The sequence below is a fragment of the Ruegeria sp. CE8 genome, assembly GCF_056537465.1.
In genome coordinates, this window is record NZ_JBQFRP010000009.1 from 52,188 (window position 1) to 77,711 (window position 25,524).

At 58.8% G+C, this 25,524-nt stretch carries 23 protein-coding genes; 13 read left to right on the plus strand and 10 right to left on the minus strand.

Annotated elements, in window-relative coordinates:
• Window positions 1-58 precede the first annotated feature (58 nt).
• From ACR0AA_RS15005 to ACR0AA_RS15015, 3 genes are read right to left on the minus strand one after another with little or no spacing between them, the layout of a single operon-like run.
• Window positions 59-1,567 carry a heme biosynthesis HemY N-terminal domain-containing protein gene (locus tag ACR0AA_RS15005; protein ID WP_480666044.1) on the minus strand — a complete coding sequence of 503 codons (1,509 nt, stop codon included), beginning with the start codon at window positions 1,565-1,567 and terminating at the stop codon, window positions 59-61.
• A gap of 10 nt (window positions 1,568-1,577) precedes the next feature.
• Entirely contained in the window at window positions 1,578-2,855 is a 1,278-nt protein-coding gene (locus ACR0AA_RS15010; protein ID WP_480756350.1) for a COG4223 family protein, read from the minus strand.
• 54 nt (window positions 2,856-2,909) lie between these two features.
• Window positions 2,910-3,623: a uroporphyrinogen-III synthase gene (locus ACR0AA_RS15015; protein ID WP_480665376.1), complete on the minus strand. Its 714-nt coding sequence runs from the start codon at window positions 3,621-3,623 to the stop codon at window positions 2,910-2,912.
• Between the two features lie 96 nt (window positions 3,624-3,719).
• Here ACR0AA_RS15015 and tsaD point away from each other — a divergent pair, with 96 nt between their 5' ends.
• From tsaD to ACR0AA_RS15035, 4 genes are read left to right on the plus strand one after another with little or no spacing between them, the layout of a single operon-like run.
• Window positions 3,720-4,817: a tRNA (adenosine(37)-N6)-threonylcarbamoyltransferase complex transferase subunit TsaD gene (gene tsaD, locus ACR0AA_RS15020; RefSeq protein ID WP_480665375.1), complete on the plus strand. Its 1,098-nt coding sequence runs from the start codon at window positions 3,720-3,722 to the stop codon at window positions 4,815-4,817.
• Entirely contained in the window at window positions 4,814-5,776 is a 963-nt protein-coding gene (locus ACR0AA_RS15025) for an NAD(P)H-dependent glycerol-3-phosphate dehydrogenase (RefSeq protein ID WP_480665374.1), read from the plus strand. Before tsaD ends, ACR0AA_RS15025 begins: the two co-directional genes overlap by 4 nt.
• A 1-nt stretch (window position 5,777) precedes the next feature.
• Window positions 5,778-6,047 carry a YciI family protein gene (locus ACR0AA_RS15030; RefSeq protein ID WP_170563928.1) on the plus strand — a complete coding sequence of 90 codons (270 nt, stop codon included), beginning with the start codon at window positions 5,778-5,780 and terminating at the stop codon, window positions 6,045-6,047.
• Window positions 6,047-6,469 carry an EVE domain-containing protein gene (locus ACR0AA_RS15035; protein ID WP_480665373.1) on the plus strand — a complete coding sequence of 141 codons (423 nt, stop codon included), beginning with the start codon at window positions 6,047-6,049 and terminating at the stop codon, window positions 6,467-6,469. Before ACR0AA_RS15030 ends, ACR0AA_RS15035 begins: the two co-directional genes overlap by 1 nt.
• Before the next feature lie 9 nt (window positions 6,470-6,478).
• Here ACR0AA_RS15035 and ACR0AA_RS15040 read toward each other — a convergent pair whose 3' ends face one another.
• Window positions 6,479-7,468 (minus strand): alpha/beta hydrolase, encoded by a 990-nt coding sequence (locus ACR0AA_RS15040; RefSeq protein ID WP_480665372.1) that lies wholly within the window; start codon window positions 7,466-7,468, stop codon window positions 6,479-6,481.
• Between the two features lie 278 nt (window positions 7,469-7,746).
• Window positions 7,747-8,088, minus strand: coding sequence for a DUF2853 family protein (locus ACR0AA_RS15045; protein ID WP_480665371.1), 342 nt, complete (start codon window positions 8,086-8,088; stop codon window positions 7,747-7,749).
• A gap of 200 nt (window positions 8,089-8,288) precedes the next feature.
• Between ACR0AA_RS15045 and ACR0AA_RS15050 the strand changes: the two genes are divergently transcribed.
• A complete protein-coding gene (locus ACR0AA_RS15050; protein WP_480665370.1) occupies window positions 8,289-8,936 on the plus strand; it encodes a DUF899 family protein in 648 nt (215 codons plus the stop codon).
• Window positions 8,937-8,995: 59 nt separating this feature from the next.
• Here ACR0AA_RS15050 and ahcY read toward each other — a convergent pair whose 3' ends face one another.
• Window positions 8,996-10,384, minus strand: a complete 1,389-nt coding sequence (ahcY, locus tag ACR0AA_RS15055; protein ID WP_480665369.1) for an adenosylhomocysteinase — start codon at window positions 10,382-10,384, stop codon at window positions 8,996-8,998.
• A gap of 100 nt (window positions 10,385-10,484) precedes the next feature.
• The gene (locus ACR0AA_RS15060) at window positions 10,485-10,799 is read right to left on the minus strand and encodes a hypothetical protein (RefSeq protein WP_239339490.1); all 315 of its coding nucleotides are present in this window, start codon (window positions 10,797-10,799) and stop codon (window positions 10,485-10,487) included.
• 206 nt (window positions 10,800-11,005) lie between these two features.
• On the opposite strand from ACR0AA_RS15060, the gene ACR0AA_RS15065 reads away from it, so the two are divergent.
• Window positions 11,006-11,599, plus strand: a complete 594-nt coding sequence (locus ACR0AA_RS15065) for an HD domain-containing protein (protein ID WP_480665380.1) — start codon at window positions 11,006-11,008, stop codon at window positions 11,597-11,599.
• A 37-nt stretch (window positions 11,600-11,636) separates the two neighbouring features.
• On the opposite strand, the gene ACR0AA_RS15070 is transcribed toward ACR0AA_RS15065, so the two are convergent.
• The 3 genes from ACR0AA_RS15070 to ACR0AA_RS15080 all read right to left on the minus strand — a co-directional run bounded on the left by ACR0AA_RS15070 (window position 11,637) and on the right by ACR0AA_RS15080 (window position 13,970).
• Window positions 11,637-12,563, minus strand: coding sequence for a DMT family transporter (locus tag ACR0AA_RS15070; RefSeq protein WP_480756351.1), 927 nt, complete (start codon window positions 12,561-12,563; stop codon window positions 11,637-11,639).
• A 145-nt stretch (window positions 12,564-12,708) separates the two neighbouring features.
• Window positions 12,709-13,263 carry an ActR/PrrA/RegA family redox response regulator transcription factor gene (locus tag ACR0AA_RS15075; protein WP_142637470.1) on the minus strand — a complete coding sequence of 185 codons (555 nt, stop codon included), beginning with the start codon at window positions 13,261-13,263 and terminating at the stop codon, window positions 12,709-12,711.
• 86 nt (window positions 13,264-13,349) lie between these two features.
• Complete coding sequence (locus ACR0AA_RS15080; protein ID WP_480665367.1) at window positions 13,350-13,970, minus strand: SCO family protein; 621 nt, start codon at window positions 13,968-13,970, stop codon at window positions 13,350-13,352.
• 92 nt (window positions 13,971-14,062) lie between these two features.
• Here ACR0AA_RS15080 and regB point away from each other — a divergent pair, with 92 nt between their 5' ends.
• From regB to addA, 7 genes are all read left to right on the plus strand, one after another.
• Window positions 14,063-15,460 (plus strand): sensor histidine kinase RegB, encoded by a 1,398-nt coding sequence (gene regB / locus ACR0AA_RS15085; protein ID WP_480665366.1) that lies wholly within the window; start codon window positions 14,063-14,065, stop codon window positions 15,458-15,460.
• A 68-nt stretch (window positions 15,461-15,528) separates the two neighbouring features.
• Window positions 15,529-17,037: a PAS-domain containing protein gene (locus ACR0AA_RS15090; protein WP_480665365.1), complete on the plus strand. Its 1,509-nt coding sequence runs from the start codon at window positions 15,529-15,531 to the stop codon at window positions 17,035-17,037.
• Window positions 17,038-17,078: 41 nt separating this feature from the next.
• Window positions 17,079-17,552, plus strand: a complete 474-nt coding sequence (gene tsaE / locus ACR0AA_RS15095; RefSeq protein ID WP_480665364.1) for a tRNA (adenosine(37)-N6)-threonylcarbamoyltransferase complex ATPase subunit type 1 TsaE — start codon at window positions 17,079-17,081, stop codon at window positions 17,550-17,552.
• Window positions 17,549-18,553: an aminoglycoside phosphotransferase family protein gene (locus ACR0AA_RS15100; RefSeq protein ID WP_480665363.1), complete on the plus strand. Its 1,005-nt coding sequence runs from the start codon at window positions 17,549-17,551 to the stop codon at window positions 18,551-18,553. Before tsaE ends, ACR0AA_RS15100 begins: the two co-directional genes overlap by 4 nt.
• On the plus strand, window positions 18,550-19,236 hold the full coding sequence (locus ACR0AA_RS15105) for a nucleotidyltransferase family protein (RefSeq protein WP_480665362.1): 687 nt from the start codon (window positions 18,550-18,552) through the stop codon (window positions 19,234-19,236). Before ACR0AA_RS15100 ends, ACR0AA_RS15105 begins: the two co-directional genes overlap by 4 nt.
• A complete protein-coding gene (addB, locus tag ACR0AA_RS15110) occupies window positions 19,229-22,156 on the plus strand; it encodes a double-strand break repair protein AddB (protein ID WP_480756352.1) in 2,928 nt (975 codons plus the stop codon). Before ACR0AA_RS15105 ends, addB begins: the two co-directional genes overlap by 8 nt.
• A complete protein-coding gene (gene addA / locus ACR0AA_RS15115) occupies window positions 22,153-25,512 on the plus strand; it encodes a double-strand break repair helicase AddA (protein WP_480665360.1) in 3,360 nt (1,119 codons plus the stop codon). The genes addB and addA overlap by 4 nt, the downstream gene beginning before the upstream one ends.
• Window positions 25,513-25,524: the final 12 nt, after the last annotated feature.

Here is a 25,524-nt window from a genome sequence, read left to right on the forward strand (position 1 = left end):
ACCTCTGTCGCAATCACCTAGGTATTCGCGACAGTCGGGTCGGCCGGGAATAAACGGTTCAGGCCTGTTTTTCGACCGCAGGCTCGACATCGGGCCGGACGGGTTCAACCTCGGCTTCGATGACCTCAGAATCATCTGCCTCTTCGACCTCGGCCGCTTCCGGCTCGGCTTCAGGTTCAGCCTTATCTTCCAACGCGCCAACAATCAGAGGCAGCATGTGGACACCCGTTGCGGTGGCAATCTCGGGCGTTTGCGGCGTTTGCCAGCTGAGCGTGTCAAAGCTGCCGCAGTTCTGACAAACCGGAGCCCACTCGGGCTGAATGTCATGACAATTGTCGCAGACCCATTGCGGCCCACGTGGTGCGTTCAGTGCCTTGGCCAACCAACCCTGAACCACGGCATCCGAGGCCCCTTCGCCCCGTTCGATGGCCGCCATAAGAGTGTAACCACGCGCATCCGCCTGCTTTTCGACCACATCGCCCAGCGCGCGGCGCGCTTCGGGAAAATCTTCGGCCACGATGTTCAGTTCGGCCAGAATCAGGCGTGTTTCCATGTTTTCCGGGTGAATACGCGTCAGCGCGGTAAAACGTTTGATCCGCTCATGGGGTGTTTCATCCGGCACAATCTCGGCAAAAACATGTGCCAGATCGGGATGCGGCTGCACCTCCCACGCTTTTTTCAAGATCTTGGTGGCGTAGCGCGGTTTGCCCTTTTCGATGTAAGCACGCGCGGCCATTGCGGCCGCCGGCACCAGGTCAGGGGACAGGCGGTTCGCCTCAATCGCGCGTTCGCGTTGTTCGATTGTGGCATCTTCATCCAGAATGCCCTTGGCTTCTGACAGCGCCAGCACAGCATCACGGCGCTTGAACACGTCGCGCGGAAGATGACCGGATTTCAGCTTGGCGGTCAGGGTCGAGCGTGCCCCTGCCCAATCATGCGCTTTGGTCTGAAGGCCCAGCAAAATATCCTGTGTTTCCTCATGGCGCGGTTTCATCGCCAGCGCTTTCTCGGCCAGTTTGCGCGCTGTCTCGTCGTCACCTTCAGCCAGCTTCTGTTTCATGATGCCACGCACCCCGACAAAGCGGGTCGCGTTGTTTGTCACCAGCTTCTTGTAGGTGTCCGCCGCCTTTTTGGTGTCGCCGTTCATTTCGGCGGCCTGCGCGACGAGCAGGTTGGTCAATTCGGGCTTGTTCAGCAGTCTTTCAGCTTTGGTCGCTTTGTTCATAGCAACGCGCCCTTCGCCCGATGCCAGCGCCATCAACCCATCGGCCAGCGCCTGATACCCGCGCTTTTCGCGGCTGCGGTCGAAATAGCGTGACAGTGCGGTTTCGTCACCGTTGAGGAAATGAAGCGTGGCAATTAGCAGCGTGAGCAGTTTGAAAAATACCCAGATGGCAAACACCAGAATGCCCAGCGCGATGACCGACTGCAAAGGCCCAAGCGTATATTCAGTGCCACCGGCCGTGATCTGCACACCACCGCTGGTTTCCATAAGTAGCCCGGCGCCGATGGCCAGAAGGCCAATAATCGCAACAAAAACAAGAATCTTAAGCAGTGACCACAGCATGGCAGGTCCTTTAGTTCGAGTTCACGCTAGGCTGAAGCGCATTGGCAGCATCTACCGCGGAAACCCGCGTCTGTGCTGCCTGCTCCCAATCAGCCATGGCCGCCTGCGCCGCTTCGGGCAGGGATTTAAGTTCGGTCAGAGCGGTTGCAACATCGCCACTGGACAGGGCGGCCTCAGCGCGCGACAGGATCGCATCCGTGTCATCACCTTCCTGTGGCGTAACCGACCGCGCCCCGGTCTGGCGTTGCAGGAAAGCGACCAATCCTGTGGTTTTGGTTGCGTCCCGCGCATCGGCCAGCGCCGCCCGTGCGGCAGGCGAGAATGATGCCCGTAGAGCTGACAGCGTCGCAACGCCTTCACTCGCCGGGGCGGACAGCGCTTGTGGCACATCAACACCACCGGCCGTCAGTTCCGCAACCAGATCAGCATAGGGCTGACCGGCGTCCAACTGACCGTGCAATTGCGACAGGATCGAAGCATTATGCGCAGCCAACGCCTCGGCCGAGGCTTTTGCTTCGAGCGCTTGTGCATCCGACACCATCTTTTCCACTTCGGCCCGCTGCGCCGCCAGTGAATCCTGCAGTTTCTTCAGTTCGGCCTCAAAGGCTGCCGACACCTCTGGGGACGCGCCCTGCGTTAGCGCGCCGCTTTCAAGATCGCTCAGACGGTTCGCCAGCGGGTCAATCTTGCTTGCCAGACCATCAAGACTGGATTTCAAATTAGTTAGCTCGGCGCCCAGCGGAGTGACCTGATCGGTTAGCGCAGCGATTTTGCTGTCCACATCAGACGTGTCGGACAGGGATTTCGTCAGCGCTTCGATCTGGCTGGATTGGTCATTGAGTTTGGCTTCAAGCGTGGCAAGTGCGTCCGTATCGCTCGACCCGAACAGGCCTGCGCTGCCAGCGGCAAACCCAATCCCCGCTGCAAGTACACCGCCAAGCAGGGCCGGTACGAACCCACTGCGCTTTTCTTCCTTTGGCAACTCATCGCGATGCGCGTCTTCTTCGCGCGCAACCGATTCTTCCTGGGCTGACTCCATCGCCGCGGCTTCGGCTTCGGCTTCGGCTTCGGCTTCGGCTTCGGCTTCGGCTTCGGCTTCGGCTTCGGCTTCGGCTTCGGCTTCGGCTTCGGCTTCGGCTTCGGCTTCGGCTTCGGCTTCGGAAAGGGCCTCGTCTACCGGTACATCCGCGTCAACAGGCGTCTCTTCAGGTTGCGAGGTCAATTCAACCGTTTCGTCCGACTTGGGGTCTTCCACCGGCTTTTGATCGGTTTTTTTCTTACGAGCCACCGCGACGTTCCCCTTATCGAATCCAATTTCACATGAATAACAGGCCACTCTAAGTTAATCGGTGGCCTCTCCACCCTCAACCCGCATCGCATGTTTCACAAGCTTTTTAACGGCTTTCCGCATTTTCTTGGGCGTGGGTTCTTTGGCAATCTTCAGACGCTCATACGTCAAGGAATTAAGGGGCTCAGCCGTCGCTTCGCTGATGGCAACCAACCACAAGGGGGCCGGTCCGGCCCAAATCTCGGCAAATTGTCGCGCTGTACGGGGCGAAAAAAGCGGCGCGATTACGGGCCTGTCACCGGCGGCCGCGGCGGCAGCTTCGGATGTCAGCGGTAACAGGCGCTGTTGATAAACGACCTCTTCGTGAACCGTCAGACCCGATTCGGTCAGACGCCCCGCGACATTGCCCCGCGTGTGTTCTCCGCGCAGATGCAACAGGGGACTTTCGGGCCGGTGTTTCAGCAGATAGGCCACCAGTTCCTCGGCAGTGTTGCCGGCCATCGCAGCACCCCAACCGGCCCCTTTTGCGGTTCCGGTAGTCGCGGGGCCTACGCAAAAGGCGGGCAAATCGCGCCTCACGCCAAGTGAGGCCGCAGCGTTGACCGAATTGGCCGAGGTAAAGATCAAACCCCGAACACCTTTGGTGTTGATCTCAACCCGCAGGGGTCGAATCTCGAGAATCGGAGAATAGATCACTTCGACCCGAGACCTGACGCGGGTCGGCAATTGCGCAACAAACCTCTCAGAGGCGGCGCGAGGGCGGGTCATCAACAAATACAATGGCGGGGCCTTCGGCCTTGGGATTGTTTGCGTCCGCGCAGGGTGATACCCCGCTTGGGTGTCATGATGCAACGGATCAGGCCTATGGTGCAAACACTTACCGTACTTGGATTGGAAAGCAGCTGTGATGACACGGCCGCCGCTGTCGTGCGTCAATCCGATGGCGCAGGTGCCGAGGTGTTGTCGTCGGTCGTTCACGGCCAGACCGAGCTGCACAGCGCGTTTGGAGGCGTCGTGCCCGAAATCGCTGCACGCGCGCATGCAGAAAAACTGGATATCTGTGTGGTTCAAGCGCTGGAGGCTGCTGGTCTGACGCTGGCCGATATGGACGCGATCGCCGTGACCGCCGGGCCAGGCCTGATCGGCGGCGTGATATCCGGCGTCATGTGTGCCAAAGGGCTGAGCGCCGCGACCGGTCTGCCCCTGATCGGCGTGAACCATCTGGCTGGTCATGCACTGACACCGCGCCTGACCGACGGTATCGCGTTTCCCTACCTGATGCTTTTGGTATCGGGCGGGCACTGCCAATACCTGATCGCGCACGGGCCCGAGCAATTCACCCGCCTGGGCGGAACAATCGACGATGCCCCCGGCGAAGCGTTCGATAAAACCGCCCGCCTTTTGGGTCTGCCGCAACCCGGCGGTCCTTCGGTAGAGGCCGAAGCGCGATCTGGTGATCCCAAGCGATTCCGGTTCCCACGACCTCTGCTGGATCGGCCGGGATGTGATCTGTCCTTCTCGGGGCTGAAAACTGCTTTGATGCGGATGCGGGACCAGATCGTTGCTGAAAAGGGCGGCCTGACCCGTCAGGACCGCGCCGATCTGTGCGCCGGGTTCCAGCAAGCCATCGTGGACACGCTGGCTGAGAAAACCCGCCGTGCGATTGATACGTATCTCAAGGAAAACCCCGCAGACCCGGTCATTGCCGTCGCCGGTGGAGTCGCTGCAAATTCGGCAATTCGGGCTGCGTTAGAGACTGTTTGCGCCGAAAAAGGCGCACGCTTTACTGCGCCGCCGCTCAGCCTGTGTACGGACAATGCCGCCATGATCGCTTATGCCGGGATGGAACGTTTTCGCACCGGTGCGCGCGATGGGCTGGACTTGACCGCCCGCCCGCGCTGGCCCCTGGACAAGACCAGCCCCTCCATGTTGGGCGGCGGCAAGAAAGGGGCCAAGGCATGAGCGTTTCGGTTCTGGGATCCGGCGCATTCGGCACCAGCCTGGCCATTTCTCTGGGCGGGAACAGGCCTGTGACGCTGTGGTCTCGGAACGCGGATCAGGCCCGGCACATGCAGGACAGCCGCGAGAACACCCAGCGCCTGCCGGGTGTGGCTTTGCCCGCGGAAATCACGGTGACGTCGGACATCCGGCGGGCCGCCGAAAGCGACATCCTGTTGGTCGCGGTGCCCATGCAGAAATTGCGCGGCGCCCTACAAGAACACGCTTCGGTTCTGGCCGGAAAGACTTTGGTGGCCTGCTGTAAGGGCATTGAGCTGTCATCCGGCTTGGGACCCATCTCGGTCATCCAACAGACAATCCCAGACGCGCGCCCAGCGCTGCTGACCGGACCCAGCTTTGCGGACGACATCGCGCGGGGGTTGCCAACTGCGTTGACCTTGGCCTGTGCCGATGAAGCGCTGAGTCCAATCCTTCAGCACGACCTGACCACTGCCAACCTGCGCCTCTATCGCACAACAGATATTGTTGGGGCGGAACTCGGCGGCGCGCTGAAGAATGTCATGGCCATTGGGTGCGGTGCTGCCATTGGGGCAGGCTTGGGGGATAGTGCCCGCGCCGCTCTGATGACGCGCGGGTTTGCCGAGATGCAGCGGTTTGCATTGATGCGAGGCGCGCGGCCCGACACCTTGATGGGGCTGTCTGGTTTGGGCGACCTCGTCCTTACATGTTCGTCCGATTTGTCGCGAAACTACCGCTATGGCCTGTCTCTGGGCCAGAATAGCCAGTTTGATACCCACACCACTGTCGAAGGCGTCGCCACTGCGCGCGCCATGACGGAAATTGCCACCGCCGAAGGGCTCGACATGCCTATCAGTACAACAGTGGCGGACCTTAGCAGCGGTGCCTACAGTGTAACCGAAGCTATCAAAACCCTGCTCAACCGACCCCTGAAGGAGGAATAACATGCTGATCGCCCTTATTGCCCGTGATAAAGACGGCGCGCTGCAAACCCGGCTGGACAACCGCGCGGCTCACCTCGCCTATATCGAGGAAACCGGCGTGGTTTCGCAGGCAGGCCCGCTGCTGGACGGTGACGCGATGATCGGCTCTCTGATCATTCTTGAGGTCGAGGATATGGCCGCCGCGCAAAACTGGGCAGACAATGACCCTTATGCCAAAGCCGGGTTGTTCCAGTCGGTTGACCTGATTGCGTGGAAGAAGGTTATAGGCTGATGGCATACTGGCTGTTCAAATCCGAGCCATCGACCTGGAGCTGGGACCAGCAGGTTGCCAAAGGGGATGCGGGCGAAGAATGGGACGGCGTGCGCAACTATCAGGCCCGCAATTTCATGCGGCAGATGGCAGTCGGTGATCGCGGGTTCTTTTACCACTCGCAAAAGGACAAGGCGATTGTCGGTATTGTCGAGGTTTGTGCCGAGGCGCATCCCGACAGCACCACCGACGACGAGCGTTGGGAATGCGTGGATATCAAGGCGGTGCGCCCCTTCACAACCCCCGTCGCTCTGGACCAGATCAAGGCAGACGAACGTCTGGGAGAGATGGTGCTGGTGAAGAACTCGCGCCTGTCCGTGCAACCTGTCAGCGACGTGGAATGGCAGGTGATCTGCGCGCTTGGGGAAACGCAGGCGGACTGAGCAATTCGCTTACGCGGATTGCTCCGCCTTCTTGATCCAATCAAGCACCAGAGCGGCGATCTGGTCCGAGTTCTCGTCCATCATCATCACATGTGTGTTCCCGGTGATCCCCTCACTGGGAAGGTCCAGCAGCTGAGCTGACCCTCCGTCTGATCGCAATTGATCCACGTACTGATCTGCCTTCGCGCGGTATGAAGTCCAGATCGCAAACTTGTCGATGAAATCGCCCCAGACAAACAGATGCGGTATTTGCGCGGCCTTCCCTATGGTTGGGGGTGCCGAGGCCGGCTCGATGACAACGACTCCTTTGAAGAATTCCGGATGTACTGCGGCGGCTTCCAACGCAAAATTGCCGCCCTGGCTGTGGGCGATGAGCCAGACCGGACCGACCCGGGTAAGCGCCTGATAATACGCATCGAGTGTCATTTCCGCATGCGTCGTCCAGCGCGGCACGAGTTGTGCACCCAGCGTATCCAACGCGTTCAGTGGAAATCTGATCCCGTCAAAAGGGTGTCTGGCGGTATCCTCTGACCTATACGCACCCGCAGGCCCAAACCGGAACATGGTCCAGACGTCATTTTGGGTGCGAAAGACCGGGTTGTCCTTGTAGATCTGCGGGTAAGGCGACCAGCTTGCCCGTCCGCGTTCAACCGCGTCGCAAAGATAGGTGTCAAAGCCTGCATTCAGAAAGAAGTTGTGCCACCCAGTGCGACCGTCCGGTGTGGATTCCCACGTAGCGCCCGTCATACCGCCCCCGTGCCAGAACATGAGCGGCGCATCAAATTTTGGGTCGGATTGAAGAAGATACTGAACATAACATTGCCCTGTGACGTAATCCCCGTTCATGTCGACTGTTCTGGCCGGTGCGTTCCGCGCCACTTGAATTTGCTGAACCGGCTGACCGGAGAGTGTCACCCGGCGCCCACCGGCAAAGAAACTTCCCGTCTCTTTGATCGATACGCCCGGTTTGCCTTGGCTGGTTCGGTTCTTGAATGACATGGAGCCCTCACAAACAACTTTGAATATCGGCCGAGCCTATCCGGCGATACTGTTGATCTCAAAGCAGTTTATGAAAAAAGGGAAGATCCTGACGGATTCAGAACCTTCCCTACCCCGCGTGCTCCCAACTCACCACACGCGTATGGAAATTTTGGCTCTGACCGTCCTGGTCACGTTCTGACACTAACCGATCTGATGTGCGCAGTTCAAACGGCAAGTGCTTAAATTTGAAAACGCCCGCCAGCAATCTGACGGGCGTCGCAAAGAGTGTGGCAGGATCAGCTGTAGACCGACTCTTTGCCGAAATGCTTGGTCAGCATGTAATAGACGACTGCGCGGTACTTGTTGCGCTCGGACATGCCATAGCTTTCCAGAACCTTGTTGATACCTTCCATCAACTCCGGACCATCGGACAGGCCCAGCTTTTTAATGAGGAAATTGTTCTTCACCGTTTCAAGCTCGCCTTCCTGAGTTGCCGCGACGGTCGATGCGTCGGCATCATAGATCGCGGGGCCGCAGCCAATGGTGACTTTGGTCAACAGATCCATATCGGCGTCCACACCGCATTTGGATTTCAGGTCCTCGGCATATTTGGCGATCAGCTCGTCGCGTTTTCCCATAGTCGTCTCCTGGTTCGAATGTGTTTTTGGCCACTCCAGCGCCAAAGACACGGTAACCAGCCACGGAAAATGCACAAAGGGAAAAATCCGCAGCATTCCCCCTTAGGCCCAGTCCTGCCTGATCTGGGGCTTGATTTTGACCTCTCTTTATTTAACAATAATGTTAAATATTATGTTCTTTCCGGGATCAGGAGGTCGCCATGCCCGTGTCACTACCCAATGAAAGCCCACAATACCGAGCCGCCCGAAATACACTGCTGACGGCCGAAGCCGAGCTGCGTGCCCAGATCGAAAACGTTGCAAGCCAGAGGCGCAGCTTGCCCAAAGGCGGGGCCATCCCGCAGGATTATGCGTTCCGCGCAGAGCATGGCGCGCCAGCGCCGCTTTCGTCTTTGTTCGGTTCACATGACACCTTGGCGATTTATTCGCTTATGTACGGGCCCAATGCCGAATCTCCCTGCCCGATGTGTTCAGCCTTTCTGGATGGGCTGAATGGGCAAGTCGCGCATATTTCCCAGAAAACTGCATTTGCCGTTGTGGCTCAGAACACCTGTGAAAAACTGGCGAAACTGAAAGCGGATATGGGATGGGGCAGTCTGCCGCTCTATTCAGCCTTAGGCACGGATTATCAGCGCGATTATCTGGCCGAGTCCGAGGACGGCAGCCAACTGCCGATCCTGAATGTCTTTCAGCGCGACCATGACGGCATTAGCCATTTCTGGAGCTCGGAGCTGTTCTTTGAGCCAAGCGACTGGCATCCCCGGCATGTCGACGTGGCGTGGCCATTGTGGAACATTCTGGATTTCACACCCCAAGGACGTGGGGATTTCTTTCCGTCACTTCGGTGAGGACAAACGAAAAACGGCGGCCAAACTGGCCGCCGTATCTTCTCTGCTAGGTGCAGAAATCAGTAGCGATAGTGCTCGGGCTTATACGGGCCTTCGGGCTTGACGCCGATATATGCCGCCTGCTCGTTATCCATCTTGGTCAGCTTGACACCGATGCGATCCAGGTGCAGACGCGCAACCTTTTCGTCCAGATGCTTGGGCAGGATGTAGACCTCGTTGTTGTACTGGTCGCCTTTGGTGAACAGCTCGATCTGCGCCAGAACCTGGTTGGTGAACGAGGCTGACATCACGAAAGACGGGTGGCCAGTGGCGTTGCCGAGGTTCAGCAGACGGCCTTCGGACAGCAGGATGAGACGATTGCCCGAGGGCATCTCGATCATGTCCACCTGTTCCTTGATGTTGGTCCATTTGTGGTTCTTCAGGCTGGCCACCTGAATTTCATTGTCGAAGTGACCGATGTTGCCGACGATGGCCATGTCTTTCATCTCGCGCATGTGCTCGATGCGGATCACGTCCTTGTTGCCGGTTGTGGTGATGAAGATATCCGCGCTGGCAACTTCGTCTTCCAGCAGGGTGACTTCAAAACCGTCCATAGCCGCCTGCAGGGCGCAGATCGGGTCGACTTCGGTGACTTTCACACGGGCACCGGCACCGCGCAGCGAGGCGGCCGAACCTTTGCCCACATCACCGTAACCACACACAACAGCAACCTTACCGGCCATCATGGTGTCGGTGGCGCGGCGGATACCGTCGACCAGCGATTCCTTACAGCCGTATTTGTTGTCGAACTTCGACTTGGTGACCGAGTCATTCACGTTAATCGCAGGGAACGGCAGATGGCCGTCTTTGACCAGCTGATACAAGCGGTTCACGCCGGTGGTGGTTTCTTCGGATACGCCCTGGATCTGGTCGCGCATCTTGGTGAACCAGCCGGGGCTTGCTTCCATCCGCTTCTTGATCTGAGCTTTGATGACCTCTTCCTCTTCCGAACCCGGAACAGGGATAATGTCCTCACCTGCTTCGGCACGTGCGCCCAGCAGGATGTACAGCGTCGCGTCGCCGCCATCGTCCAAGATCATGTTGGGCCCTTCCTCGAACAGGAAGGATTTGTCGAGATAATCCCAGTGCTCTTCCAGCGTCTGGCCCTTGATGGCGAAGACAGGGATGGCCGCCGCCGCAATCGCAGCAGCCGCGTGGTCCTGTGTCGAGAAGATGTTGCACGATGCCCAGCGCACATCGGCGCCCAGCGCAACCAGCGTTTCGATCAGAACAGCGGTTTGGATGGTCATGTGCAGCGAACCAACAATGCGCGCGCCTTTCAGGGGCTTGCTTTCGCCGTATTCGGCGCGCAGGGCCATCAGACCCGGCATTTCTGTTTCGGCGATATCCAGTTCCTTGCGGCCGAAATCGGCCAGCGAAATGTCCTTAACGATGTAGTCCCCGGCCATCAGATACTCCACTCCGGTATATTTTGATCCGGAGTGCCACTAGCATCCCTTTATGCAAGTGGCAACGAAGATAGGCGGAAACAGGTCTTACGCCCTCAAATCAGCTTGGCGTGCCATCAATCTTGATCTTTGGGATCGCTTCAAAAAAATCCGTGCCGACGGCCACAATGCAGCTGATGCCGTTGGCTTGGGTCAACAGAACGGTATAGGTTCCCGTTTCTTTCGATGACCAGACTTCCAGGACCGATTGCGCGCCACGGGTTTTCTGCAGGCCGCCAAAGGTCAGTTCCTCGGCATAACTGTTCTGCAGTTTGGCAATGACATCCTCGCGTTGCGCACAGCTTTGGGCGAATGCGGGCGGCGCGGTGGCAGCCATTCCAAACGTCAGGGCGATTGCGAACAAGCGTTTGAACATAACAAGCTCCTTTCGATTCAAGTTTCGATTCGAGAGGGGCGCAACTGGGAGGAGTAAGCACCCCCCTCAGTCCATATGTCGGGATCGATACGTGCAGGTTCAAAGCACGAATGCTCAAGAAAATGTTGGCAGCTGGTGATCCAGACAGGTACATCATAGCACAAAAAGGCGACGCAAGCGCGTCCGGCATCGGGGGGCATGGCAAAATGGCAACACAACCCAGAGCATGGCAAAGGATGTTGTCGGGCCGCCGGCTGGATTTGCTGGATCCGACGCCCGTGGACATCGAAATCGAAGATATCGCGCACGGACTGGCCTTTGTGGCGCGCTGGAACGGGCAAACGGCAGGGGATTTCGCCTATTCCGTAGCCGAACATTCCCTGTTGGTTGAAGAGCTTTTTGGCCGGATTTCACCCAAAACACCCGCGAAATGGCGGCTCGCGGCGTTGTTACATGATGCGCCGGAATATGTGATCGGAGATATGATCTCGCCCGTAAAATCCGCCGTCGGCCCCGATTACGGCGCGCTGGATGACCGTCTGGCAGCGGCGATCCACATTCGGTTCGGACTGCCCGCCGAAGTGCCGAAAACGGTGAAACGCCAGATCAAGAAAGCCGACAAGATCAGCGCCTGGATGGAGGCCACCCAGATCGCGGGCTTTTCCGAGGCTGAGGCGACGAAATTCTTTGGACGTCCGGACAAGGCGGTGATGGAGGGATTGGAGATTACGCTGCGCCCGCCGGTTGAGGTCCGAGAGGCATATATGGCGCGGCAGGAGGCATTGATAGCCCTTTTATAGCGTACCAATTTTTCCAATGACGGCTCTAAGCCCAATACTACCGCCTCGGTGATTTTGCGAGCACGGTAGATACGGTGCGCGTCTTTCTACTTCTTGTGATCGCGATTGCGCCCAGCACTAAGGCACATGCAAAAGCTTGAGGAAAAGAGATGGCTTCGCCAAAAGCAAGGTATCCCACGGCAAACATCGTGGGCAATTCGATGCTTCCGACGACCGCGGTTTGGGAAGCCCCAATAACAGGTGAGCATATCGTGTAGATAAGCTGGGGCACGAAAGCGGTAACCAGACCAATACCAACAATGAAAAGCCAATCGGATTGTTCCCTTGGGAGAAGCTCTCCAACCTCAGCACCAAGGATGAGCGGCGCGAGGCCCAGTACAGACCCCAGAGAAACTGACGCGATACGTGCCAACGGCGTAATCCGTGACAACCTGTGTACCAGGACGCAAATTCCGAAGCCAAACCCAAATGGGGCGGCAAGGGATAGCAGCAGCGTTGGTAGGTGTTCCGCAGCCACTGACGCAGGCGAGCCAGCAATGACAGCTGCCACCACAATCAGACCAGCGGCCAACACTGCGCGTCGCGTGGGTGCATCGCCAAACACAGCCCAAGCAATAACTAAGGTGAACACCGGATAGGTCATGTAAAGCACACCCACTGTCGATGCGGGCAGCTTCTCCAGCGCCGTTACATATCCGATCCAACCAAGCCCCATAACGGCTCCGGCTGAAAGACCCCAAGTGATCTCTGGCCATTCTTTTCGGTGCACGATGAGAACAGGAAGCAGAAGAAGAGCCGCAACAATGTAGCGGTAGAATGCGACCGCATAGGGTGCAACACCCTGTTCGGTCAGGCTGCGGCTGAAGTAGGGAACCAGCCCGAAACAGATTGAAGCAAAAAGAACACCAATAACCGCAAATGCATAAGGGATGGATGGTCGATTTCGCGCAGATGTCGTGGCCATAATCTGGAGCTATCACGCATTTGCATCTTCGTCTTTAGAGATTCTACGAATGACTGCTTTGTCCGCTCGCGTCGTCCGCTTAGCTGACCTAAGCGGCATCCTCTGAACACAATCTTGTGTTAGATTGAATCCAACTCGCGGGACACTACCGCGGGCTGCGCTTTGCCAAAATCCGCTGCAACGTCCGGCGGTGCATGTTTAGCCGTCGGGCGGTCTCCGATACGTTCCGGTCGCACAGCTCATAGACCCGCTGGATATGCTCCCAACGGACACGATCCGCGCTCATGGGGTTTTCCGGTGGCGGGGGCAGCTCGTCGCCCTTAGCAAGCAGCGCATTGGTGATGTCGGTGGCATCAGCAGGTTTGGACAGATAATCCGTCGCCCCGATCTTGACTGCAGCAACGGCGGTGGCAATCGCACCGTAGCCCGTCAGAACCACAACCCGGCTGTCGGGGCGTTTCTCGCGCAGCACCTCGACCACGTCCAGCCCATTGCCGTCCTCCAGCCGCAGGTCAACCACGGCGTAGGCGGGCGGGCGGGCGGTGGAAATGGCGCGACCAGCGGCGACGGAACCTGCGGTTTCAACCTCGAACCCGCGTTTCTCCATCGCTTTGGCCAGACGTCTCAGAAACGGTTCGTCATCGTCCACCAAAAGCAGGGATTTATCGGGGCCGATGTCGAGGTCAGAGCTGTCCGCCATATTCTGTTCTTTCCGCTATTTCACGCCTTTGGCTTAACCATGAGTAATAGCAGCGCCATCTCAAAGGTCAAACAACCCGTTGTTCTTCAGATTTTGTCCAGAAAGCAACCGACCTTATCGGCCATCTGTTCGGCGGTGTCGTCGCGGTTGAAAAATTCGATGAAACCATCCTCGGGCGTGACCAGATAAGTAAAGGTCGAATGGTCGACCAGATAGAACTCATCGCTTTTGTCATGGGCCTTGTAATAGGTTTTGTAGGCCTGGCTCGCGGCCTTGACCTGTTCCGGCGAACCGGTCAGCGCAATGGTTTTGCCGCCGAGGTTGAAAGCGTAGTCCGCCATCACTTCGGGGGTGTCGCGGTCGGGGTCGATCGAAATGAACAGCGGTGTCACCGACTGGCCACGCTCGGCCAGGATATCCACGGCCTCGGCATTGCGCGACATGTCGAACGGGCAGACATCAGGGCAGAAGGTGTAGCCAAAATAAACCAGCGTCGGTTCGGTGATCACGTCCTTGTCGGTGACTGTTTCGCCTTTGCCATTGATCAGTTCGAACGGTCCGCCGATTGCGGCCGCACCGCCAGCGATCTGACTGGTCCGGCACTGTGCGAACTCGTCGTCTGAGCCGGCGCCGCGCGTCAGCAGCCACATGGCGCCCAGGCCAACGGCCAGAACAACGGTTGCAAGGATGGCATAAAGACGAACCATGACATCAATCCTGACAAAAGAGGGGTTGTTGATCGTTTCGGCCGGGACACCTATCAAGAAGTTCAGCCGATGCAACAGGACATAATCGACCGATGGCAAATTCCAACATCACAATATGGAGCGGTCAGGAACGCAGCAGCTGGATTCGGCTGCGCACACTGATCCTGTTGCGCTGGGTCGCGATCATCGGCCAGATCACCGCCATTACTGTTGCGCAGCAGACCTATGACATCCAGTTGGATGCCACTCTGTGCTATCTGGCGATCGGGGTGTCGGTCATGGGGAACCTGACTGCGATCCTGCTGTTTCCCCGCAACAAGCGCCTGTCCGAATTTGAAAACTTCCTGATGGTGTTGTTCGACCTGCTGCAACTGGCCATCCTGTTGTATCTGACCGGCGGGCTGAACAACCCCTTTGCGCTGCTGCTGGTGGGGCCGGTCACAATCTCGGCCAGTGTCATGAGCACTCGGTCGACCCTGATCATCGGCGGCGTCGCGATTGTCCTGACCACTCTGCTGGCCGAATTCCATCTGCCATTGCGCACCGCGCTGGGGGCTGAACTGGACATCCCAGCCATATTGCTGTTCGGAAACTGGGCCGCAATCGTCATCGCCATCGTGTTTCTGGGTGCTTATTCGCACCGTGTCAGTTCTGAGGTGCAGTCCATGTCCGAGGCGCTGGCCGCGACGCATATGGCGCTGGCGCGCGAGCAGAAGCTGACCGATCTGGGCGGCGTGGTCGCCGCCGCCGCGCATGAGCTGGGTACGCCGCTGGCAACAATCAAGCTTGCCAGCTCCGAACTGATCGAAGAGCTGGATGACCGGCCCGACCTAATCGAAGACGCCGCCCTGATCCGCGAACAGGCGAACCGTTGCCGGGACATCCTGCGCGATATGGGTCGGGCAGGCAAAGACGATCTGCATCTGCGGCAGGCGCCACTTTCCACCGTTGTTCATGAGGCGGCCGAGCCGCATATCAACCGCGGCAAGACCGTTCACTTTGATGAAGGTCCGGTCGGGGACGGCGATGTCCAGCAACCCTCGATCCTGCGCAAACCCGAGATCATCCATGGCCTGCGCAATCTGATCCAGAATGCCGTGGACTTTTCGCGCGGCAACGTCTGGGTCGAGGCTGAATGGACCTCAAAACAAATCACCGTCAGCATCATGGATGATGGGCGCGGATACCCGTCGCAGATGATCGGGCGAATTGGCGATCCTTTCATGCGCCGCCGCCGAACCGAAACCGACAAGAAAACCCGCCCTGAATACGAAGGCATGGGGCTTGGCCTGTTCATCGCCAAAACGCTTCTGGAGCGCAGCGGAGCGGAACTGGATTTCGCCAACGGTTCCGACCCCTATCAGACCTTATCGGATAATCCGGAACGCCGTGGTGCAATCGTCAGGGTTAACTGGCCGCGTAACCTGGTGGATGCCCAGACCGGCGATACCCCCGTACCTTCGGGCGTCAACCAGCGCTTCCAGACCTGACTCGGGTTAAGACCCCGTTAACCATTGCGGCGCATAGTCTCTTTTCGTGGTTTTACACCGGAGCGCACATGATCGACTGGATCATTCTGGCCATCATCAGCCTTGTTTCGGCCAGTCTTGCGGTGCAATGGCTGCTGCCTCGCCGACGGCAAAGGGGCGACAATTTTGGCCTGTCCTCACCGGCATCCCTGTTTGATGCCGTGTTCCTGTTTGATGGCGACCGGCTCATCAGCCACTCGGACATCGCGCTGGAAGGGTTCGAACAGGTTCGCGACTGGACCGACCTCTGCCGCCTGCTCCACAGGGATTTTCCGTCATTTCCTGAATCGCCTGACAGGATTCGGCGCGAAGGGAACATGGTCATTCCGGCCATTGACTGCACGGTTGAGCGCGATGTGCTGTGCGAATGGATAGACGGCATCGTTCGGGTTCAACTGCGCGACCGAACCGAATGCCCTTCGACAATCCAGCGCGCGCCGAATGATCCAAACCGTCTTGCGATGGAGAAGGCACCCTACCCTGTTTGGCTGCTGGACCACCAAAGTAATGTGCGCTGGTGCAACGCAGCTTATGTTTCATTGGTCCGCAAGGTGCGGGATCAGGACACGGACCTGACTGCGCCGCTGTTTCCGGTCCCCGATGACGACCAAAGGCTTAGCGCAAAGGCCCGCGTCTCCATTTCCTCCGAATTCAGTGACAACAAGTTGTGGTTTGACCTTACCATCGTGGATCACCCCGAAGGCCACCTGTCCTACGCCGTCGACATCAACGCTATCGTCGAGGCGGAAATGGTGCAGCGCAAGTTCGTTCAGACCATGACCAAAACCTTTGCGCAATTGTCTATCGGATTGGCGATCTTTGACCGCAACCGTCAGTTGGCGCTGTTCAATCCAGCACTGATTGACCTGACCACCCTGCCCCCGGATTTCCTGAGCTGTCGTCCCAGCTTGTCCAGCTTTTTTGACCGGCTGCGGGATCAGCACATGATGCCGGAACCCAAGAACTACCGTAGCTGGCGCAGTCAGATGAATGACCTTCTGGAAGCGGCAGAGGACGGAAACTATCAGGAAACGTGGTCCCTGCCCTCAGGATCCGTTTATTCCGTCAGCGGGCGCCCGCATCCGGACGGCGCCGTCGCTTTTTTGTTCGAAGACATCACGGCCGAGATCACATTGACCCGTCGGTTCCGTTCGGAAATGGACCTGATGCAGTCCATTCTGGACAAATTGGCGGACGCCGTCGCCGTCTTCAGCGACGACGGAACGCTAGCTTTTACAAATTACGCCTATCAACAGCTTTGGGGTGACACTGGCGATGCCGGATTCGAAGCGGATACCGTTCTGGAGGTCACGAGAAACTGGCAGGAACTCTGCACCGCCACTCCGATCCTCGGTGAAATTCGGGATTTTGTAGAGATGCGGGAAAACCGCGCCGAATGGTCAGGTGAGATTTACCTGAGAAACGGGACTCCGGTGCTGTGCACAGTCAGTCCGATGCTAAACGGCGCAACCATTGTTCGTTTCGCTCCGGATCGTCGCGCCGTGATGCGGCAAGAGGTACAGCAAATCAGCGCCTGAACCGGGTTGCAGCCAATCGGGCACGGGGCCATTGTGGCGCCATGACCAAATCGCCCTGTAAAGCCACTTTGAACTCACCGGAAGAAACAGCGGAATTTGCTGCTCGCATTGGTGCTGCGCTGTCCCCCGGTGACATCCTGCTGCTTGAGGGCGAGATCGGCAGCGGCAAGACCCATTTTGCCCGCAGCCTGATCCAGTCATTGATGACTGAGCCCGAGGATGTGCCCTCGCCCACGTTCACGCTGGTTCAGGCTTATGACACGACGGCCGGAGAAATCTGGCACTGCGATTTGTATCGTCTCAGCGCCGTCGAAGAAATCGAAGAACTGGGGCTGACCGAGGCTTTTGAAACCGCAATCTGCCTGATCGAGTGGCCGGACAAGCTGGGTCCGCTGACCCCGGAATCCGCTGCCGTTCTATCGTTCAAAACAGACCCTAACACGACCGAAATGCGCCATCTGACCCTTTCGTGGTCGGATCCAAAATGGCCTCAGAAACTAAGGATTCCTGCATGACGAACCGGGCGGTTTTGGCCGAAGCGCTGATTGCGCAGACACCATGGGCCAACGCAACGCACGCGCCATTAGCCGGCGATGCCTCAAACCGAAGCTATGAACGGCTGACCGATCCGGAAACGGGAAAAACGGCGGTCCTGATGGACTCTCCACCGGGCAAGGCGGAAAGCGTCGAGAGCTTTGCACGCGTGGATGAATATCTGCGTTCCATCGGCCTGAGCGCGCCGGAAATCTACGCCGAAGACACGCAGTTTGGGTTCCTGTTGCTTGAGGATCTGGGCGATGACCTGTTTGCCCGCGTGCTAGGGCAAGTACCGCGTATGGAACGCGAACTCTACGAAGCTGCAACCGACGTCCTGATTGATCTGCACAATGCGCCCAGCCTGTCCCTGCAGTCCTACGACCCAACACTGATGACCGAACTGGCCGCACTGTCCTTTACCAAATACGCACAGGCGGTGTTGGGTACTCATGACATCGACGCCAGAAACCGGTTCGAAAACCGGTTCTCTGACATTCTGCATCGTGAGACGTCGGGCACCAAGGTTGTTGTGCTACGCGATTACCACGCCGAAAACCTGATCTGGCTGCCGGATCGCGATGGGGTGCAACGTGTCGGCTTGCTAGATTTCCAAACGGCCATGCTGGGTCATCCGGCTTATGACCTTGTGTCCCTGCTGCAGGATGTGCGCCGTGATGTGGCGCCCGGCACCGAGATGCGGATGGTAAACCGCTATATCACGGCCACCGGCGTGAATGACCACGATTTCCGCACTGCCTTTGCCGTGTTGGGGGCGCAGAGAAACCTGCGGATTCTGGGTGTTTTTGCTCGGCTGGCAACTGAGTATGGCAAGCCGAGCTATGTCGATCTGATCCCGGCGACCTGGGCGCATCTTATGCGGGATCTGGAACATCCTGCGCTGGTGTCTGTCGCAGATCTGCTGCGCAATGCCCTGCCCGCGCCCACCCCTGAAAACCTGGACAGGCTCAGACAGAAATGACCCAACACCCCGAAGCCGTCATGCTTTTTGCTGCCGGGTTTGGCACCCGTATGGGTGTTTTGACCAAGACCAAGCCCAAACCTTTGATCGAGGTCGCCGGCAAACCGCTGATCGACCACGCACTGGATTTGGTGACCGAACTGCGCCCCGCGCGCGTGGTGGCGAACCTGCACTATCTGCCTGATCAGCTTGAGGCACATCTGAGCCCAAAAGGCGTCCTGCTGTCCCATGAAACCCCGGATATCCTTGAAACCGGGGGGGGAATTCGCGCCGCTTTACCTTTGTTAGGCTCGAATCCTGTTTTCACGTTGAATCCCGACGCGATCTGGTCAGGGCCGAACCCCTTATCTATGCTCCGCGACGCATGGGACCCTGATCACATGGATGCGCTGTTGATGTGTGTTCCTGTGGCGCAGACTGTCGGACACACAGGATCGGGCGATTTTACTGCGGATTCCTCCGGTCGGATCACCCGCGGCGGCGGTTTGATCTATGGTGGGGCGCAGATCATGAAGACCGAGGGTCTGATGGACATCCCTGAAAAAGCGTTTTCCCTCAACGTGCTTTGGGACCGAATGAAGCAACGGGACCGTCTGTTTGCTTTGACCTATCCGGGCCGCTGGTGCGATGTCGGTCATCCCGACGGAATTTCGCTTGCCGAGGGGCTGATCGCTGATGTTTGATCCCTGCCCCACGCCGCGCGTTTTTGCCGTGCCGCCCGGTGCGGATTTTCCGAAAATGCTGGTTCAGGGATTACGTGACCGCAGCGCCGGGAACCCGCCCGAAGCACTGGCGCGGGTTCAGTTGGTCGTCAACACTCGGCGCATGGCCCGGCGAGTCCGCGATCTGTTCGATCAGGGTCCGTCCTGCCTGTTGCCGCGCCTTTCTCTGGTCACCGATCTGGGTGAAAGCCTCGACCTGGCGCAGTTACCACCTGCTGTTCCGCCGCTTCGGCGCAGGTTGGAATTGACGCAGCTGATCGCCAAGCTGTTGGAACAACAGCCCGATCTGGCCGCGCGATCCTCATTGTTCGACCTGTCCGACAGCCTGGCGGCACTGATTGATGAGATGCAGGGCGAAGGCGTTTCGCCCGACGCGATCCGGCAGTTGGATGTCAGCGACATGTCCGGACACTGGGCGCGTGCGCAAGCTTTCATCGGGATTGCGGATAACTTCATCGACACTGGTCAGAACGCACTGGACGTACAGGCCCGGCAGCGGCGTGTGGTCGAGAATCTGATCGCGCGCTGGCAGGCTTCTCCGCCGCAGCATCCTGTCATTCTCGCTGGTTCGACCGGTTCGCGCGGCACCACACTGATGCTGATGGAGGCGATTGCCCGTCTGCCTCAGGGTGCGCTGATTCTGCCCGGATATGACTTTGACCAGCCGGATCACGTTTGGCGAGGATTGGACGACGCGCTGATTTCTGAGGATCACCCTCAATACCGTTTTCGCAAGCTGATGACGCAGCTCGATTTAGAACCTGATCAGATACAGCCATGGACCGGCGATCAACCTCCCTCACCCTCTCGCAATCGTTTGATTTCACTTGCATTACGACCGGCACCGATCACCGATGCCTGGATGTCCGAAGGCCCTCAGCTGACCGATCTAGAAGGCGCGACTAAGGAGCTTACTCTGGTGGAGGCGCAATCCCCGCGATCCGAGGCGCTGGCCATCGCACTGCGTCTGCGGCAGGCCGCTGAAACCGGACAGACCGCCGCCCTGATCACACCTGACCGGATGCTGACACGTCAGGTCAGCGCCGCGCTGGATCGCTGGAACATTCTTCCCGATGACAGCGCCGGGTTGCCCTTGCAACTGTCACCACCTGGCCGGTTCTTGCGTCACGTCGCAGGCCTGTTCGCGCGGCGTCTGGATGGCGAGGCGTTGTTGACCCTATTGAAACACCCGCTTTGCCACGATGGCGGTGAACGCGGGACGCATTTGCTGCATACGCGCGATCTTGAACTGGATTTGCGTCGTCACGGCCCGCCATTCCCGGACAGTGTCAGCCTGACCGCTTTTGCCGTCCGCAAAGAGGTGCCCGAGGACTGGGTGCGCTGGCTGACCGGCCATTTCTGCGATCAGCAGATCTCGGGCGAGCTTCTACTGGCGGATTGGGTCATAAGGCTACGCAGCTTGGCCGAAGCGATTTCGGCGGGCAGCACCGGGGACTCCGGGACACTGTGGGACAAAAACGCAGGTCAAAAGGCGTTGGGTGTTCTGACTGCCCTGGACGATGAAGCAGAACATGGCGGCCCGATGACCGCCCATGACTTCGCCGATCTGTTGGGCGCGCTTCTGGCGGGCGAAGAAGTTCGGGACCGCGACGCGCCACATCCGCACATCATGATCTGGGGCACGCTCGAGGCGCGCGTGCAGGGGGCAGATCTGCTGATTTTGGGAGGGCTGAACGAAGGCAGTTGGCCCGAAGCCGCCGCGCCGGACCCTTGGTTGAACCGCCAGATGCGCGACAAGGCCGGGCTTTTGCTGCCCGAACGCCGGATCGGTCTGTCGGCACATGATTTCCAACAAGCCGTCGGCGCGCCCGAGGTCTGGCTGACCCGTGCGACCCGGTCCGATGACGCAGAAACCGTGCCATCGCGTTGGCTGAACCGGATGACGAACCTGCTGCAAGGCTTGCCCGGGCAGGGTGGGCCTGACGCCCTGTCCGGAATGCGCGCACGTGGGCGGCAATGGCTGCGCTGGTCGGAACAGTTAGAGGCTGCGCCGTCAATCGAACCCGCCACGCGGCCATCACCGCGACCTCCTGTGTCATCGCGTCCGAACCGCCTGAGCGTGACAGAAATCAAACGCCTGATCCGCGATCCTTACGCGATTTATGCCAAGCATGTGCTGCGGCTGAAACCACTGGACCCGTTGGTTCAGGCCCCGGATGCGCTGCTGCGCGGTATTGTCATCCACGAAATTCTCGAACATTTCGTCAAGGACAGCGTCCTGGATTCGGCTCTCCTGACCCGGGACAACTTTCTGAAACGCGCGGAAACTCTGCTGGATCAGCATGTTGCGTGGCCTACGGCGCGGAAACTCTGGCTGGCGCGACTGGAACGCATTGCCGATGATTTTCTGTCAGCAGAAACCACGCGGCGCGGTGATGGCGGGCCGGTGGCCTTCGAAGCTGCGATGAAATTGGTGCTGTCACCGTTGGATTTTTCCATCGTTGGTCGTGCGGACCGGATCGACCGGAACGGTCGGGGTGCGCTGCGGATCGTGGATTACAAAACCGGTACGCCGCCCACCGAAAGCCAGCAGGCCAAATTCGACAAACAGTTGCTGATCGAAGCCGCGATGGCCGAGCAGGGTGGCATCGAAGGCTTCGACCCCTCATCCGTGGCCGAAGCGGTCTTTATCGGCATGGGCGGCACGTACAAAGAAGTGCCCGCACCCTTGGCCAAAGAGCCGCCGGACAAGGTTCTTACCGAGCTAAAAGAGCTGATTTCGGCCTATTTAGAGCCTGATCAGGGCTTTTCTTCCCGACGGATGCTGCACAAGGACACGGATATTGGCGACTATGACCATCTGGCCCGGTTCGGCGAATGGGATCGCACCGACAAAACAACGCCTGAGGACATGACATGAGCGCCCGTAATGACGCAACCGAGCGGCAAGTCCAGGCCGCGCGGCCCGATGCATCGACCTGGCTGGCGGCGAATGCGGGCTCGGGAAAAACGCGGGTTCTGACTGACCGGGTAGCGCGTCTTCTTTTAGATGGGGTGCAGCCTCAGCACATCCTGTGCCTGACCTATACCAAGGCTGCGGCCAGCGAGATGCAAAACCGGTTGTTTGATCGCCTCGGACAATGGGCAATGAAGGATGATGCCGGTTTGCTTTCGCAACTGACCGATCTCGGCGTGCCCGGCAAAATAGACCCGCAAAGGCTAGCGCAGGCCCGAACCCTGTTTGCGCGCGCGATCGAAACGCCCGGTGGATTGAAGATCCAGACAATCCACTCGTTCTGCGCGTCGCTGTTGCGGCGGTTTCCGCTTGAGGCCGGGGTCAGCCCGCAATTCTCGGAAATGGAAGATCGCGCCGCAGCGCTGTTGCGCGAAGAAGTCGTCGAGGATTTTGCCGAGGGTCCACAGGCGGGATTGATCGAAGATGTCGCCCGTTTTGTCACCGATACCGGGTTTGACAAGCTGACGGCGGCCATTACTCAAAAGCGCAATCAGTTCGCGCAGGCTATGGAATGGACTGATCTGTTGCAGCGGTTCGACCTGCCAGATGGGTTCGATGAAGATGCCCTGTTGAACCGCGTTTTCCTCGGCGGTGAAGTTGACCTTATCCAAAGCTTGTTGGCCGCGTTGACGGAAAGCGGCGGCAATAACGCCAAGGCTGCGGCGAAACTCGCGGCCTTCACCGAGGCCCGGATCGGCAGTCTGCAAGTGTTGGAAGGCGTTTTTCTAACTGGCAAGTCCGCCAAAGAACCGTTCACGGCCAAGATCAACAGCTTTCCCACCAAAGCCCTGCGCGAAGGGGCGCTGGCCGATCAGATGCCCCAGCTCGAGGCGCTCATGCTGCGCATCGAAGCCGCACGGGAGCACCGGTTGGCGTTGATTGCAGCACGCAAGACGCTGGTGTTGCATCGATTTGCCGCCGCCTTTCTGCCAGAGTACGAACGGCGCAAGCAATTACGCGGGTGGCTGGATTTCGACGATCTTATCCTGCGCGCCAGGCAGGTGTTGAATGACCCGGCTGTGGCCGAATGGGTGCTGTATCGACTGGATGGTGGTATCGACCACATTCTGGTCGATGAGGCGCAGGACACCAGCCCTGATCAATGGGACGTGGTCGAGAAACTGGCGCAGGAGTTCACTAGCGGCGAGGGGGCCCGTTCCGGCATCGAGCGCACCATTTTCGTGGTCGGCGACAAGAAGCAGTCGATTTATTCCTTTCAGGGTGCCGACCCCCAGGCCTTTGACCGTATGCAGGCGGAGTTTGGCAAGAAACTGTCGGAATCAGGCTCTAAACTGTGGGATTCGACGCTGGAATACTCGTTCCGGTCTTCCAGCGCGATCCTGTCTCTGGTCGATATTCTATTCGAAAACAGCACCGATGCGGGGTTTCACAAGGACAGCCAGCACCGCGCGTTCAAGGCGGATCTGCCGGGGCGAATAGATCTGTGGCCGGTGGTCGAAAAGGTCGAGGATGAAGAGGATGGCGACTGGACCGATCCGGTGGATCGACCGGGTGCGCGCCACCACACCGTTATTCTGGCCGAAAAAGTGGCCAAGTCGATCAAACACATGATCGAGCAGGGCGAGACGATCCCTGAAGACGGCGAGACCCCCGGCACATTTGTCCGTCGCAAAGTGCGACCGGGTGATTTCCTGATCCTTGTCCAGCGCCGCTCGGACCTGTTTGCCGAGCTCATTCGCGCCTGCAAGACCGAGGGCCTGCCCATTGCCGGGGCCGACCGACTGAAGGTTGGCGCTGAGCTGGCAGTCAAGGACTTAGCGGCGCTGCTGAGCTTTCTGGCCACACCCGAGGACAGCCTGTCACTGGCCACCGTCCTGAAATCCCCGCTGTTCGGGTGGAGCGAGCAGGCGCTGTTCGATCTGGCCCATCGGCGGCAAGAGAAATTTCTGTGGGCCGCGTTGCGCAACCGGGCCGAAGAATTCCCGGAAACGCTTGCGGTGCTGAACGACCTGCGCGGTCAGATCGACTTTTTGCGCCCCTATGACCTGATCGAACGCATCCTGACCCGCCATGACGGCCGCCGAAAGCTGCTGGGCCGACTTGGAGCTGAGGCCGAGGACGGGATCAACGCGTTGCTGTCGCAGGCGCTGGCATATGAACGCACGGATATCCCCAGCCTGACCGGATTTCTGGTCTGGATGCAGACGGACGATCTGGAAATCAAACGCCAGATGAGCGGTGTGGGCAACATGATCCGGGTGATGACGGTGCATGGCTCCAAAGGGCTTGAGGCACCGATCGTCATCCTGCCTGACACTGGAAAACGGCAAGCCCCGCGTGACGCCGAGATCATGGTTTCGGACAACACACCGTTGTGGAAGGTGCCTGCGGATGCCTCTCCGTCGTTGATCGCCCGCGCGCGGGACGAAGCGCGATCACGCGAAGAGAATGAGCGGTTGCGATTGCTGTACGTGGCGCTGACACGTGCGGAAAAGTGGTTGATCGTCGGTGCCGCCGGAGATGTCGGGAAGGACGGAACCAGCTGGTACCAACTGGTGCAGGCTGCGATGGAACGGGCAGGGGCCGTAGCACTTCCCGGCACCGGAACTTTGCGATTGTCGCATGGGGATTGGGACGCGCCGCCGCTTATGGAAACCGAAGAGACGACCCTAACCGAACTGGAATTGCCCGCCGCGTTCCTTTCGCCCGCTGAATCACCCGAGGCTGAAGCCGAAACGCTCAGCCCATCGGATCTGGGCGGTGCCAAGGCGTTGCCCGGCGATACCGGGCAGGATGAAGAGGCGGCAAAGCTGCGCGGTACGCGCTTGCATCTGCTGCTTGAACATTTGCCCTCAGTCGCTCGGGAAAACTGGCCGCAGCTTTGCGTCCGGGTTCTGCCCGATATGCAGGATGCGGAACGGCAAGAGCTGTTGGACGAGGCCTGCGACGTTTTGACTGCCGCTCATCTCCAACCTGTTTTTGCCGAGGGTACGCTTGCCGAGGTTCCGGTGACCGCCGCCCTTAACGGACACCGCATGCATGGTGTGATCGACCGGTTGGTTGTCACGGAGACCGAGGTTCAGGTCATTGATTTCAAATCAAATGCGACGGTTCCCGACAGCGCGCAATCCTGCCCTGAGGGTTTGCTGCGGCAGATGGGCGCTTATGCCCAGGCGCTGTCGCAGATCTATCCGAACCACGAAATTCGAACCGCAATCCTGTGGACCAGGACAGCTGAGCTGATGTGGTTGCCACACGATCTTGTGACGCTGGCCATGTCTCGCACCCAGATATCTTGACCTTGGAATGTC